Genomic DNA, 13,855 nt, shown 5'->3' on the forward strand with positions numbered 1-13,855 from the left:
CAAGTAAAGGTATATATGACATTAAGAAAAGCAGGTTTAAACCAAGTTATTGCATCAGCTAAAGCAGGATTTTCAGAACGTACTGCTAGAAATATAGAAAGAAGAGGGCTACCACAAAAACAATGTAAAAAAGTTTCTAAACGTATTAATGATCCTTTAGACAAAGTGTGGGAACCAATTATAGTGCCTTTATTAGAACAAATACCACATTTAACATCATTAACATTATTAGAATATCTACAGGATCATCATCCTGGAGAATATCCGGATAGTATATTAAGAACTATGCAAAGACGTGTTAGTAAGTGGAAAGCACTACATGGTCCGGAGAAAGAAATTGTTTTTCGTCAGTTACATGAACCGGGACATCAATGTTTATCAGATTTCACTTTCTTAAAAGGTATTAATATTACAATTAAAGGTCAGGTATTTCAGCATATTTTATATCACTTTCGCTTAGCTTATAGCAATTGGTCTTTTATGAAAATTATTCAAGGTGGAGAGAGCTTTACTGCTTTATCTCAATCACTACAGGATGCTTTATGGAAGTTAGGTGGCTGCCCACGTGAGCATAGAACAGACAAAACTTACGCTATGTTTGGTTCTAAATATCGTAAAGATGGAGAACGCAGCTGTTGTTGCATATAGTCATCTAAAAGCCCTAACTTTATTTGGTAAACCGTTTTACCGATTGTATTTGCAGTCCTTTTGAGAAATGCCCAAACTAAAAATGCCCAACTAATATGATTACGTTGAATACGCTGTTTCCTGCATTGACAACGTTCTATCCCAGTAAGTTGCTTAATTTCTCTGTGCATGCTCTCAATTACCCATCGAAAGCCACACTCATCTTGTGCAGCTTTAGAAGATTTGTGAGTTTTGTTATTGGTAACAACATACTCAACTCTGTTGGTAGGAACAGTAAATTTAAACAAATTAACATGCTTATTTTTAGCAAAGCCTTTTATATGAATCTCTACTCCATGCCTGATCTCTTCATCTGAAAATGTCAACTCTTTTACAGCTTTATAAGGTTTAGAATCGTGCGTTTTACTAACGTTTCTATTGGCTTTAATAGGGGCATAATAATATTTCCCCAGAGAGTCAACATGTTGCATAATTTTGTGTGTAGAATACCATGTGTCAAAAAGTACTGTTTGAAAAGGAATCTTCTTGCTATAAACAGCATTATTTAACATGTTTAATAGGTGTTCTAGTTTTGTTGCTCCATCATGATCAGGTGCAAAAATTCGATAATCTATTACCCAAAACTTATTAATATCAGGGTTATAATATACCAGACTCACTACTCCTATACCTTTAGTAACTCTACCTGTAGCTCCACTGTACTGCGATCTTGCAATTTCTATTTGCTTCGTATTCCTTTTATTTAAAACCGTATCATCAAATATTGTATATCCATTAGATGAAAAAATAACATCATTCTTGATGTGTTCCCATAACAAAGAAGGTGTATATTTTTCATTCCTTAAAAATCTATTAATAACATCATGACTACATTTCTTTGCATGTTCAGCGTAGTAGGTTAAACTATAATTCTTTTGGCTAACTATTAAAAATTGACAATAATCTGTCCTATTAATTGGTATTGCTTGCAACTTTATCCTCTTTGACATGTTTAATTATTTTTACAATAATTTATCACTTTTTTACTCATAGCGTAAGTTTTGTCTTTTTAGCTCCATACTAATAGTGCTTTTAGACCTCGTAAGATGTTGTGCTATCTTATTAATACTGACTCCTAGGTCATACATTCTTTTTATCTCATATCTCTCTTCTCGAGATAAGTGTCTATATTTTCTGTTCATCATTACCTATTTAAAATCTTATTATTTTAAATAGGTTCTGTTCTACTTACTTATAGTATTTTCATACTGCAAGTTTTGCCTAGATTAATTATATTAAAAGAATCAAACTTTGAGTATGATCGTATTTATGTTAATAATTTAAAATATTAGTGGCAAATTAAATCACTAGAAGTAGTATTAAATTATTTAAATATAAGTGAAGATAAGCTTTTAGTAGTAAATAGTGATTGTATAATTCAAGCTTCTAACTTAATTGTACCATCTGTACCGTTTATTCCTGTAAAAGGTACAGTTTTACCTTTTTGGTTAAAAAAAGATTTAAGGAATATCTTTCTTAAAAATAATAAGGATGATATAAAAACTTATGATAAAATATATATCTCACGTAAATATGCTTCTAGTAGAAAAATAATCAATGAAGAAAAATTAATAGAAGAAATAGAGAAAATTGGTTTTAAAGTAATATATTTAGAGCTACTTTCCCCTCATGAGCAAGCTCAAATTTTTAATAAGGCGAAAATAATAATCGGGATACACGGCTCAGGGTTTGCCAATCTTATTTTTGCAACTCCTAAATGTAAAGTCGTGGAAATTGATCACGGTACAAATCCTCCAAGAAGTTTTTATAAGAGAATGGCAAATTATATGTTATGCGATTATTATCCTTATTACGTAGATCAAACAACTGAAGAACATTTAGAAGATGATATAAAAATAGATATCAATAAATTTATGAAATTTTTTAATGAGTTAGATAAATAAAAAATTGAAATTCAATTTCTAAAATCGTTGTTTAATAAGTAAGACTCGCTATTCATTTCGTTTAGCCTTGAGATGGTGCGTTTGAACTCTTCGGCTCTAGCTGTCCCCTGATATATTTTATTAGGGTTATCTTCTAAATTCATAAAAAGTAGAATTTTATAAAAATAAGCGTTATCAATAAAGTTGATAAATCTGACTGCTAAATTAGTGTTATCAGGTGGAATAATTTGCATATTCTGTACAATGATAATATTAAATTTCTGGCAAATATTGACGTAATCAATGTAGCTAAGATTTCTTGTAAATAGTTCATTAAAATCAGTGATTAATATTCTTTTATGAACTTTTTGAAAGGATATTTCTCTCCCTAAAACTTCAATAGTTTGCGGAATGAAATTATTATCACTAATATCTACAATAATTTTTTGGAACTTATCTTGATTTTTAGGTGTTAGAGGATAAATAATCCTATCGCCTTTAACATTTAAAGCTTTATCAAATCTATAATCGTGATGATTATCAAGATGTTTGACATAAAACTCGTTATTTATTTTATCGATAAACGGCAAAAATGAATTTCTTTGCAGCCCATCCTTATATAAATTATTAGGTTGCGAGTTAGAAGTTATGAAAATGAAAACATTTTGTTTTATTAGCTCATCAAATAATCTATCGATTATCATTGCATCGGTGATATCCTTAATCTCAAATTCATCTATCCCAAGTATTTTAGTTTTTTTAGCATAATCTTTAGCAATTTTGGGGACGATATCTTTTTGATTTTCCAGTTGTAATTTATGCATCGTTTTGTGAATATCCTGCATAAAATTTTGATAATGAATAATTATTTTTGGCACGTTAAGCTTTTCAAAAAAAGAATTCATCAACATAGTTTTACCTGTGCCAACCGGACCAAATAAATAAATTCCACTTTTAAGGTTAGTTTTGTTAAAGAATTTAAGTAAGCTCTTAGGTTTATTAAACTCTATTGCTATTTGGCTTAATTCTTCTAATAAATTGGTTTGTTTTGTGTCTAATGTTATCACTTGATGAGGTTTTATTGTACTCATACAATATATAAAAAGATATTTAAGTAGCTAATGGTCTTGATTAATGAGGAGAATGGTACGTAATGCGTTGCCCACGTGGATTGCTTTTTCCCGTCATTGCGAGAAGAAACTGAAAGTTTCGACGAAGCAATCCAGTAAAATGCATAGCATTTTTTATTATTTTTTTGGATACGTAATATGAATTTTCCATGAGTATAAATTAGACTTAAGTAAGGCTTTTGTCAAGTTTTGTTATATTAGTTTTAAGTGAATTAAAATTAGTATTTCGTTGCTCGTCGACTCGCCTATTATTATAGATATCGCTCCTTGCGTCTGTCACAAAATCTAATTAACTTTACTATAGTTTGAGGGGTAGAGTATATTTTTTAAATCTCTTTTGGGTATATTCCCCGCCGCTTGCGGCGTAATATGGCGGAATGAGCAAATATATACATAAAAGTCATAATGTTACGGTACTGCTGTATCACATGGTATTTCCAGCAAAATATCGCCGAGCAGTGTTTGACGTATCAGTTGATCAAGTATTACGAGAAATATGTTTAGAGATAGAAAAGAGATATCAAATAAAATTTTTAGAAATAGGGGTTGATGAAGATCATGTCCATTTTTTGGTACAATCTGTACCAACCTATAGCGTAACAAAAATAGTAACAACAATTAAAAGTGTTACAGCTCGTCAAATATTTAGACAGTGTCCACAGGTAAAGAAACAATTATGGGGTGGAGAATTTTGGACTGATGGATATTTTACGAGTACGGTAGGTAAGCATGGAAATGAGAATATGATAGGAAAATACGTAAAAAACCAAGGCAAGGAATATCAGAAACTGCATGAGGATCATCAGCTAGCTTTCTTCTAAAATACCCCGCTGCTTGCGGCGGGGATTACTTTTATTTTCTATAAGTAAGTTATGATTGAATTTTGCAATATAAAGTTTAAAAAATATTCATTATTATAACTTTTTACTTTTCATTTTAAATATAAGCTGCTACAAGAATTGTTTTAACTAACTAAAAATAAACTTTTATGGAAGATTTAAGCTCTTGGAAAGAAAAGTTTGAAGAATGCATTTATGCTAAAAAACTTCTCGATAAACTTCACTATTTAAATACTAAAGTAGCAAACCCAATAGATTTAGAAGAAGTCAAAAAAGGGATATATTACGCTCGTAAATATCACGGCTTCCAAATACGAAAATCAGGCGATCCATATTATTCTCATCCAATTGAAGTGGCAATTATGGTGGCAGAGTTTACAGCCGCAGAAGTACCTAAGCTTTACACGTCTGTAATGATGCAAGCGGCACTACTTCATGATACTATCGAAGATACAGAACTTAATGAAGAAATGATTGCCGAAATCTTCGGGGAAGAAGTGGCAAAGCACGTAGAGGGCTTGACCAGAGTTAAACCATACGGGAAAATTACCGCTGAAGAAAGTCTGAATATATTAGTTAAACAAAAAAGATACGACACAGTATTAATTAAGCTATTTGACCGCATCCATAACGTACAAACAACTTTAGGTGCTAAATCACCTGAGAAAGCTAAAAAAATTATAGAGGAAACATTGAGAAAATTTTTAATTTTAAGTATATATTTAGGAACACCAAAAATAAGAAATAAATTATTAGAACTATCTTTAAAAATATTAGAATCCAACAGAGTTATTTCTAAAAATAACTCTGATTCTTCTTTTCTAACTGTTCAAAGTGAAATAACCCGAATCCATAACCTATACTTATCGGAATTGCAATAAATAATATTCCCCAGTGACCAAAATATTTTACTAAATATACCATACCAAACGAAGTAGCTACATGTATTAAAGCACGAGATAAAGCATATAAAAAACTTGAATAGGTAAACCTTTTAAAAACCGGAAAATATTTAAAGAAAATCGGTATAGCAGGAACATCTCCTAAACCAATTACTGCTAAAATTGTCTGAATAATAAATAATTCTGTGGGGGAACTAAGGTTATTTAACAGATATGGACAAGTAATAATAAATAATGAAAATGTAAATAAAAATCCTTTAAGAATTTTTAAAGGATGTATTATACCACTTAAGTAACATCTAATAAATAAAGCTAACCCAAATTGTATAATAGAGACAAAGAAATTATGAGTTATAACTTGTTCAGAAGTATAATGAAAAGTATCTTTCAAAATATTACTGCAGTAAAAAAATACAAGATAAAATGTGACAGGTCAGGAGCATTGAATTAAAAAATAAGATACAGAAGTTTTCCAGTTAACTTTTTTTTTCCAAATAGGATCATTTTCAAGTATCTTTATATCCATATTAGCTTTACTAAAGCTATTTTTAACTTGCTGTTTAGCATCTATAAAATCACGAGTTGCACGTAAACGTGTTCTAGCATAAGTTCCTGTTATAGCAATTACTATTCCTATGTCAACAGCGGTCGAAAAATGATACAGATTTTTAATGAAAATGCAAGGACTAAGTAGAACAAAACCTATAAATTTTCTGCCCAAATTTCATTGGGGGTTTTATAACCAAAAATCTTTCTTGGCATGTTATTTAAAATCTCAGCAACATTGTCAAGACCTCTTTGTGTAACGGTAGTAATATCTGTATTTTTAGGTAAAATTCTATGAATCATAGAATTCATTTTTTCCACTAATGCTTTTTGTCTAGGGCGGTATGGATCACAAAAGAAAGTTTGAAACCCAGATAGTCTATAGGCAACATGCCCCACAAACTCTTTGCCATTATCCATAGTAATAGTCTTTCTCACACTATTTGGAAGAGTTTTTATCTTTCTTAAAAAACCATTGGTAACTGTTGTAGCTCTCTTGGAGTTATTCAGCACTAAAATAATCTTTTGACTCTTTTTATCCACCAGTGCACCAATATTCATACTTTGATTACCTTTATGAAATGTAAGATCTGCCTCAAAATTCCCTACTTCTACCTTTTTCGTAGCTATTGCATCACGCTGATGTATTGAGATCCTTTGTGGTATAATGATCCTTTGACGCCTCTTCCCTCTTTTCTTGCCTTTTATATCTTTTAGAAGGTAAATAGCTATATAACTTTAATTTAGCTGCTACTACAGAAGTGTAAACAAATCTATATATACTTTCTGTACTGATACACAAAGCTGTATTTTTGTCTAGTTTTAACTTTCCGGCTATAGCATCCGGCGACCATTTCTTGCGAATCATAGCATTTTTAATATAATCTAACAACATAGGGTTCTTTTCTATTTTTAATAACTCTTGCTGATACATCCTGTTTTCATATTTTTCCTGAGCAACACAAGGCATATACTTATCTTTTACCTTATTTCTTTTTAGCTCCATACTAATAGTGCTTTTAGACCTCGTAAGATGTTGTGCTATCTTATTAATACTGACTCCTAGGTCATACATTCTTTTTATCTCATATCTCTCTTCTCGAGATAAGTGTCTATATTTTCTGTTCATCATTACCTATTTAAAATCTTATTATTTTAAATAGGTTCTGTTCTACTTACTTATAGTATTTTCAAGTGATTCTAATATATATTCGATGAAGGCTAAACGTTTAATACGTCTATTTTCATTATCTGCTCTATCTACTCCTATTAATAATTCTGTTATGGTAATAGGGCTAATATAACATTGTTGATAATCTTCCAGTATTTCATAGGTTAATTTACTTTTTTCTAAATCTACTAATACAGAGGTATCAATAACTACTTCCATTTATCATCCCTTTTAAAATCATATTTTTGTCGTGCTTTATATACAACTTTTTTAAATTGTTCAGCGTCATCTGCATCTAATGTAGGAGCGTGTTCAAAAAACTCTTTTAAAGTTTTTTTAGGTTTATCAATTGGATGAGCAGGAGTAATCCTTGCCACGATATTATTACCTTTTTGAATATCAAAGCTTTCGCCTTTATAATAAACACGGTTAATAATATCGGAAAATGAACGAACAGCTTCTGTTGCCTTAACTATCTGTGCCATATCTATATCCTAATAAAATTATCATACTTCATGTATTATACTATTTTATGTAATGTATGTAAATAACTATAGCAAAAAGCAATGAGGTTCAGACATTAAATTTGTGAGCGAGTCGGCTAAGCGTACATTAAATACGTGAGCACAATCGAGACTCGCTAAATTTGATGTATCAACCTTATTGCTTGAAGCCATTAATCACTAAAGCTTTGGTTGATATTTTTCCTAGCACTTCTTATATCCTTTAGGCGTTCATGGACTTTTTCGAAGACTTGTTTAGGAAGGATAGAAGTATTAATTTGTAAAAATTCGTCATCTTTTAGCTTGATAGAGAAAGAGGGTTCTTGAAATTCTGGTCCATCGATTTCTCTAGCAATCTTTATATAATAACCGATAATATGGCTGTTATAATAATCACTTTTACTGATCATTTTTTTAGCTATCTTATTAATATTCATATCAGTTTTAGCAGTATAAGTAACAGTTAGTGCAATACCAAGCATTAGACGCTGTCTATGGCTAAAGGGAATATCTGAAGATAGAATAAATTCTGAAACGAAATTAGCTCTGAGTGTTTTATCGATATTTTTGTTATACTGAGCAAGCATTATAGCTAGCTCCACTGTTATTAGAGTGGTATTATCTGGATTAATAAGAAGATATTTTACGGCTTCAATATATTGATCGATTTTACATATATTTCTATCAAATTTTACTAATCTCTTAACTCGCTCATAAATAATATCTTTTTCTTTTTCATTATCCGGTAGTGAATCAAATCTCACCCCTTCTTTTAAGCCATAATTTGAGATGATAATTTTCTCTGGAAAAAATACTTTAATCATCGCTTTTATTACTAAAACAGCGTTATAATTAATCGCTTTTTGTTCATAATAGCTAAGCTTTAACTTATCGATTTGTGATAATTTTTCCAAATATAGCTCGAACTCTACACGGCTTATTTCAAAGTTATGTAAATTTTTAAGAGGATAATTAATAGACTCCATATATATGCGGCTCATTAAACGTAATGCACCACCGATTAAATATAGATTAGAATAATGCTCAAGACCAAATTCTTTTTCAATTAATTCAGTAATAAGCCTAAGGTTATCAAAATTATTATTAGCAATAATTCGTGTGCCAAGCGGTAGCGATTTTAACTTACCAACTTTTTTATCCGCAATTTGTGCAAGCTCTAAGCTGCCGCCCCCAAGATCAGCTACAATACCTGAAGCATCGCTAATTCCGGAGATTAAACCTGCAGCAGTTAAATAAGCTTCACGTTCACCTGAGATAATCTCAACTTCAATATTGAATTTCTTTTCAATTATTGTTTTGAATTCTTCTGCTTTAGGGTGACCTCTGAGTATAGCAGTTGCGACGCATCTAATATTAGTAACGGAAAGCTTATTGAAGATGTGAATAAGATATTGTAAAGATAAATATGTTTGATGTTTTATGTCTAAATTATCTAAATTAAGTAGATTAGTTAGATAATTTTTGAATTTATAATTAAAAATTTCAGGAGCTCCAAGCTCATCGGTTTCATAAACTACAGCTCTTAAAGCATTTGAACCGATATCAATAATAGCTGAACGCATCTTCGTATATACTTCTTTTCTTTTAAGAGTAGAATTATACTCAAATCATTTGGGTATATATTACTCACTGTTTTCTGGAGCAACAGCAGCCTCTTCTGTCTAATGAGAAGTTTCGTTATTATTTGCTCGCGGATCAAAAGGTACTTGAGTAGGTACAAAAGTCGGCGGTAATAATCTACTGGTAAAAAACTTATCCTCAAAATATTTAATCTTACGAGATTTTATCGGAGGAAAAGACTCTATTAAAATAATCTGCTCATCTCTTGGTAACTGTATTACTTCTTGAGGTAAAAGTAAAGCCCTTTGAACTTGAGAAACATTTTGTGTTCTAGTAGAAATATTAAGATCAAAAAATATAGGTTTGGAGAATGATCTTTGTTCTACAGTTTTATTACCGACTAATTGTGATATTAAATTTGCAGTTTCATAGTTGTTAGCAGCAAAGGTAATACGATATGTTGAGTTAGATAAGAAAGAGTTCATACCTGCATCTTCATATGTTCCTTTTAGCTGCTGGGTATCTTGAATAATTAAGAATAAACGAACTCTATACCCCCTGAAATAAGCGATACCTGCTTTGAACGTATCCATCTTACCAAGTGTTGGGAACTCATCAAGTAAGAACATCACGCCATAAGGTTCTTCTTTTAAATCAGGCATTTTTCGGCTTAAAAATTCTGTAGCTTGCTGATAAAAGACCTGCATTAATTTCTGCAAACGTTGTATATTGTCAGGAGTAAGACCTACATATACAGTTGTTTTTATTTTCTTGAATTCTTGCACGTTAAAGTCAGAGGAAGCAGTAGCAGAGTCAATTAATGGGTTTGCCCATAACTCAAGTGATGAGTTCATGGTAGATATAACACCTGAGCGTTCCTTATCGGCTTTTTGTAGGAAAGCTGCAATATTCATATATGCTACAGGGTGGATTATTCCGCCTAGAGTATCAAGCACGACCGCTAGATTATATACTACATCGTCACTTCTCATGGTACGCACCACTTCACCAAAGGATTTGGTTTTAACAGGATCGGCTATTAAATATAAAGTTACACCTAAGAATAAGCTTCGTGCTTCGTTATTCCAGAAATCCTTTTCAGGCATGATAAGGTTTGAAATTTTTTGTACGTCATCAACCATTTGCCCAGGCTTAGTACTAACCCAATCAATAGGATTATAACAGTGAGTAATACCATCAGGATTGGATGGCTCCCATACAAAGACTTTCTGACCTTGTTTCTCACGCCAACCGCTCGTTAAGCCATGGTTTTCAAGTTTTATATCATGAACGACTACGGAATCAGACCAAAATAATAGGTTAGGTATCACAAAACCCACACCTTTACCAGAACCGGTAGGAGCAAATAATAAGGCGTGCTGGAATCCATCAGCAACAAAATAACCACCACTATCAACCCCGATTAGCATACCTTTTTTAGCTCTAAGACCAGCCGATTCAACATCTGCAGGACTTGCCCATCTAGCATCACCATAGACTTTTTCAGGTTGCTCAAAAAATTGTAGTGATTTGATTCTCTCAAAGTTTTTAATGTAAAATATTATAACGACAAGAGCAGGACCAAGAAGTGAAGCAAGTAGCTTTAATTTTAAATAGTTATAATCAGAGATTTTTAATTGTCCCCAAACGCTAACAAGCCAATAAGCCCATTTATAAGCAATATTTATAGCAGTTACATCTACTCCAAGAGTCCCAATTTCATTGGTAAAAATTGCAACAAATGCACCACTTATCCATAAGGTACTAAAAATAACAACCGGATGAATTATAGCATGACCGAATATATTTCTAGTGACTTTGAGTATGTTATGCCATTCCATTTAGTAATCCTTGATTTTTATTTTTTATGTCATTGCGAGCGACTAAAAGGAGCGTGACAATCTCAGGAGTATTGTACTGTTTTATGAGATTGCCGCGTTGATGCCATGCATCTCCTCGCAATGACGCTCTCACTACACCATTCCTTGAGCGTTTTTATTCTTTTTGTAATATACTCCCGATACATATCTTTTACCGCCGCTGCCACGTTTTAATTGTACTACAATATCTACAACTGTTAAAATATATTTTTTTACTTCTTCAGGCGGCATACCAAGATCAGCTTGCATAACCATCAATTTTAGTTGTTCAATTGCCATAGCAGGACTATCAGCATGAAGTGTAGATATAGAACCTGGGTGACCAGTATTAATAGCTCGCAAGAAACTAAAAGCTTCTTTACCTCGAAGCTCACCAACTATAATTCTATCAGGTCTTAAACGCAAACACGCTTCTATTAGATCTTGAGTAGTAACGTTTGCTCGTCCTTGTCCGCCTTTAGAAGCAAGCAAATGAACTCTATTAGGGTGACTAGATAATACAACCTCACGAGCATCTTCTACTGTAATTAATCTTTCCAATTGAGGTATTTCAGTAAGTGCTGCATTAGTGAAAGTAGTTTTACCTGTTGAAGTACCGCCGCTAATTATAATATTTTTCTTTGAAATAACTGCATGTTTGATAAATTCTTTTATCTTTTTTTCAGCTAAATATCCGTTTAAAATTATTTCATCTTGATCTACTAAACTTTCTGTTGCAGTTTCATCAAAAGCTCCCATTTTAGCATATTCATCTAGAGTTAGATTCATACCGCTTGGCTTTCTTATAGAATAAATGATTTGCCCTATTTCACAAGCAGGTGGAAATACTATTTGAATACGATAACCATTTGGAAGTGTTGCTGAAAGTAAAGGTTTTTCCTCTGAAATCATTTGTTCAGTAGATTGAGCAACTAAACGTCCAAGCGAAAGAAGATGTTCTACGTCAAGCTCTGGTAATTGTTTAGAATATATATCACCTTTCTTCTCAACCCATGCTTCTCCAGGTTTATTAACCATAATCTCATTAATACCATCTTCAGCAAATAATTCTTTAAACGGTAATAAAAAGGTCTCTAAGGCAGCAAATGCATCACTCATTTTACTACCTTTGATTTTGTTAATACGGTAGCAGGGAATTTATAATCCTTATTAACGTATATCTTAATCGGAGTACCTTGATTAATCGTTGTAGTAGGTTTAAATTGCTGCTGAGTTATCATATTTTGTACAGTATTAGTAATATCCGTAAAAGCTTGTGTAGAAGCTTGTTGTGCCTGAGTTGGATTTGATGCTATAGAAGTACTAGTAAGTAAGCTTGAAGCAGCGGTATTAACCGCTTGTACTAATGTAGCTAGTCTTTGTTCAGGTGTATTTGCCGAAGAAGCATCTTGGGCAGTTGTACACGCTTGTGTCATTGTAGTATAGGCAGTAGATGTTTTATCAGTAATAGCAGCTAAAACATTTGTACAAATTGTAACTATTCTTGTATTTGGATCCAAACTAGTATTTTGGGAAATTGTTTGAGCAGTATTTAATAACTGAGTAGCAATAGCACTATTAGTAGCAGCAGCTTGTGAGTTTATAGGCGGAGGTACTAATTTATCGAGAACTTTAGCAATTCCTATATTGAAAGCAGATTGTAATACTGAATTAGCAAACTGTTCCTTATATTTATTATCTACTCTTCCTTGCACTCCTGGTCTTCCTAAATTATCGACTGCAGGCGAATCAAATGCTATAGTATAACCATTAGTTAAGTCTATTCTATCCCATATTACAGAAACTCTACCATAGCTATCTGCTGAAGTTGAAGTTGCATATTTACCAAATACTTTTGATCCTTTTGGTATTAATATTATCTTATCTTTCTCAGAATATACATCTCTGCTAATAATGGCTCTTATTTCACCACCAAGATCGCTATTTATGGCTGTTTCAAGTACTGCCTCAATTAATTTACCACGCCCTAAGATTAAAGACATGTCACCACGATCTTTAAATACTGCATCTGCAGCAACTTGCTCTGCTGTTTTCTTAGGTTCTACACCGCTAACTAATACAATAGATGATTTCCTTTTTGCTTGTTTACGTTTCTTTTCTTCGTCACTTTCAACTAAAGGTCCGTTTGTTGAAGGTAATGAAATAGGAGGAGCTGGAAGTGTTTTTGACTTATCAGTTTCTACTGGTATAGTTGGAGGTAAAACGGGAGGTACTTCCACTACTGGAGGGGTAGGTGGAGGCGGCGGAGCAATTGGTGTTTTAAGCTTTGGTGGATCCGGTAATTTAGGTATTTCAGGTACGTTATCTGAATTATCTTCAACAGGTTTAACAATATTGCTAGGTATATTAGTATTTTGAATTTCTTCTTTTTTAGGAGCAAAGAAAAGGGAATAAAAAATATATATAAGAATACCGCAAATTACAACTACGATAGCAATACTTTTATTAAAACTCACTGAAACTTTTGATAATTCTTTTTGAACTTCAGGTGTATCCGCTCCTGATAAAGAACTGTTATTGTTTTGCTCTTCGGCCATATTTAAATTATATATTAGTTAAAGCATTATTGTTTATTGTTACGTTATTCCCACTCCCAATGTCATTCCCGCGTAGGCGGGAATCCAGCATAAAGCAAGATAAATCAAGTTTCTTATTTTAAGATTTTAGTATACTTGTATTTTTTATTACTGGATTCCCGCCTACGCGGGAATGACATTATAACAAGCCACGGAA

Annotated in this window: 16 protein-coding genes and 1 pseudogene; 5 read left to right on the forward strand and 12 right to left on the reverse strand. The window is 32.2% G+C overall.

The window, feature by feature from the left end; all coding sequences use genetic code 11:
• Positions 1-15 precede the first annotated feature (15 nt).
• Complete coding sequence (locus AAGD55_RS03020) at positions 16-648, forward strand: hypothetical protein (RefSeq protein ID WP_341792092.1); 633 nt, start codon at positions 16-18, stop codon at positions 646-648.
• On the opposite strand, the gene AAGD55_RS03025 is transcribed toward AAGD55_RS03020, so the two are convergent.
• Together AAGD55_RS03025 and AAGD55_RS03030 are read right to left on the reverse strand one after the other, a co-directional pair.
• The gene (locus AAGD55_RS03025) at positions 588-1,637 is read right to left on the reverse strand and encodes a transposase (protein ID WP_341792093.1); all 1,050 of its coding nucleotides are present in this window, start codon (positions 1,635-1,637) and stop codon (positions 588-590) included. The two genes, AAGD55_RS03020 and AAGD55_RS03025, sit on opposite strands and share 61 nt — an antisense overlap.
• Positions 1,638-1,670: 33 nt before the next feature.
• On the reverse strand, positions 1,671-1,832 hold the full coding sequence (locus tag AAGD55_RS03030; protein ID WP_341792094.1) for a helix-turn-helix domain-containing protein: 162 nt from the start codon (positions 1,830-1,832) through the stop codon (positions 1,671-1,673).
• Between the two features lie 270 nt (positions 1,833-2,102).
• On the opposite strand from AAGD55_RS03030, the pseudogene AAGD55_RS03035 reads away from it, so the two are divergent.
• Both AAGD55_RS03035 and AAGD55_RS03040 read left to right on the forward strand, forming a co-directional pair.
• Positions 2,103-2,357 (forward strand): annotated as a pseudogene (locus AAGD55_RS03035) (glycosyltransferase 61 family protein); the annotation flags it as partial.
• A gap of 105 nt (positions 2,358-2,462) precedes the next feature.
• Positions 2,463-2,591 (forward strand): hypothetical protein, encoded by a 129-nt coding sequence (locus AAGD55_RS03040; protein ID WP_341792095.1) that lies wholly within the window; start codon positions 2,463-2,465, stop codon positions 2,589-2,591.
• A gap of 11 nt (positions 2,592-2,602) precedes the next feature.
• Here the strand turns inward: AAGD55_RS03040 and zapE are convergent, their stop codons facing one another.
• A complete protein-coding gene (gene zapE / locus AAGD55_RS03045) occupies positions 2,603-3,661 on the reverse strand; it encodes a cell division protein ZapE (RefSeq protein WP_341792096.1) in 1,059 nt (352 codons plus the stop codon).
• A 416-nt stretch (positions 3,662-4,077) separates the two neighbouring features.
• Here zapE and tnpA point away from each other — a divergent pair, with 416 nt between their 5' ends.
• Together tnpA and AAGD55_RS03055 are read left to right on the forward strand one after the other, a co-directional pair.
• Entirely contained in the window at positions 4,078-4,521 is a 444-nt protein-coding gene (gene tnpA, locus AAGD55_RS03050) for an IS200/IS605 family transposase (RefSeq protein ID WP_341790826.1), read from the forward strand.
• Between the two features lie 167 nt (positions 4,522-4,688).
• On the forward strand, positions 4,689-5,420 hold the full coding sequence (locus tag AAGD55_RS03055) for an HD domain-containing protein (RefSeq protein ID WP_341792097.1): 732 nt from the start codon (positions 4,689-4,691) through the stop codon (positions 5,418-5,420).
• A 454-nt stretch (positions 5,421-5,874) separates the two neighbouring features.
• Here AAGD55_RS03055 and AAGD55_RS03060 read toward each other — a convergent pair whose 3' ends face one another.
• The 9 genes from AAGD55_RS03060 to AAGD55_RS03100 all read right to left on the reverse strand — a co-directional run bounded on the left by AAGD55_RS03060 (position 5,875) and on the right by AAGD55_RS03100 (position 13,659).
• Positions 5,875-6,162: a hypothetical protein gene (locus AAGD55_RS03060; RefSeq protein ID WP_341792098.1), complete on the reverse strand. Its 288-nt coding sequence runs from the start codon at positions 6,160-6,162 to the stop codon at positions 5,875-5,877.
• Positions 6,144-6,719, reverse strand: a complete 576-nt coding sequence (locus AAGD55_RS03065) for an IS30 family transposase (protein ID WP_341792504.1) — start codon at positions 6,717-6,719, stop codon at positions 6,144-6,146. The genes AAGD55_RS03060 and AAGD55_RS03065 overlap by 19 nt, the downstream gene beginning before the upstream one ends.
• A complete protein-coding gene (locus AAGD55_RS03070; protein ID WP_341792099.1) occupies positions 6,622-7,119 on the reverse strand; it encodes a helix-turn-helix domain-containing protein in 498 nt (165 codons plus the stop codon). Before AAGD55_RS03070 ends, AAGD55_RS03065 begins: the two co-directional genes overlap by 98 nt.
• Before the next feature lie 39 nt (positions 7,120-7,158).
• Positions 7,159-7,377 (reverse strand): PIN domain-containing protein, encoded by a 219-nt coding sequence (locus AAGD55_RS03075; RefSeq protein ID WP_341792100.1) that lies wholly within the window; start codon positions 7,375-7,377, stop codon positions 7,159-7,161.
• Positions 7,368-7,643: an antitoxin gene (locus tag AAGD55_RS03080; RefSeq protein WP_341792101.1), complete on the reverse strand. Its 276-nt coding sequence runs from the start codon at positions 7,641-7,643 to the stop codon at positions 7,368-7,370. The genes AAGD55_RS03075 and AAGD55_RS03080 overlap by 10 nt, the downstream gene beginning before the upstream one ends.
• Before the next feature lie 191 nt (positions 7,644-7,834).
• The gene (locus AAGD55_RS03085; protein WP_341792102.1) at positions 7,835-9,244 is read right to left on the reverse strand and encodes a Ppx/GppA phosphatase family protein; all 1,410 of its coding nucleotides are present in this window, start codon (positions 9,242-9,244) and stop codon (positions 7,835-7,837) included.
• Between the two features lie 99 nt (positions 9,245-9,343).
• Positions 9,344-11,083: a type IV secretory system conjugative DNA transfer family protein gene (locus AAGD55_RS03090; RefSeq protein WP_341792103.1), complete on the reverse strand. Its 1,740-nt coding sequence runs from the start codon at positions 11,081-11,083 to the stop codon at positions 9,344-9,346.
• 132 nt (positions 11,084-11,215) lie between these two features.
• Positions 11,216-12,220 carry a P-type DNA transfer ATPase VirB11 gene (gene virB11 / locus AAGD55_RS03095; protein WP_341792104.1) on the reverse strand — a complete coding sequence of 335 codons (1,005 nt, stop codon included), beginning with the start codon at positions 12,218-12,220 and terminating at the stop codon, positions 11,216-11,218.
• Positions 12,217-13,659: a TrbI/VirB10 family protein gene (locus tag AAGD55_RS03100; protein ID WP_341792105.1), complete on the reverse strand. Its 1,443-nt coding sequence runs from the start codon at positions 13,657-13,659 to the stop codon at positions 12,217-12,219. Before AAGD55_RS03100 ends, virB11 begins: the two co-directional genes overlap by 4 nt.
• Positions 13,660-13,855 lie beyond the last annotated feature (196 nt).

This window comes from Rickettsia endosymbiont of Gonocerus acuteangulatus, from assembly GCF_964026435.1.
Classification (GTDB): Bacteria; Pseudomonadota; Alphaproteobacteria; order Rickettsiales; family Rickettsiaceae; genus Rickettsia.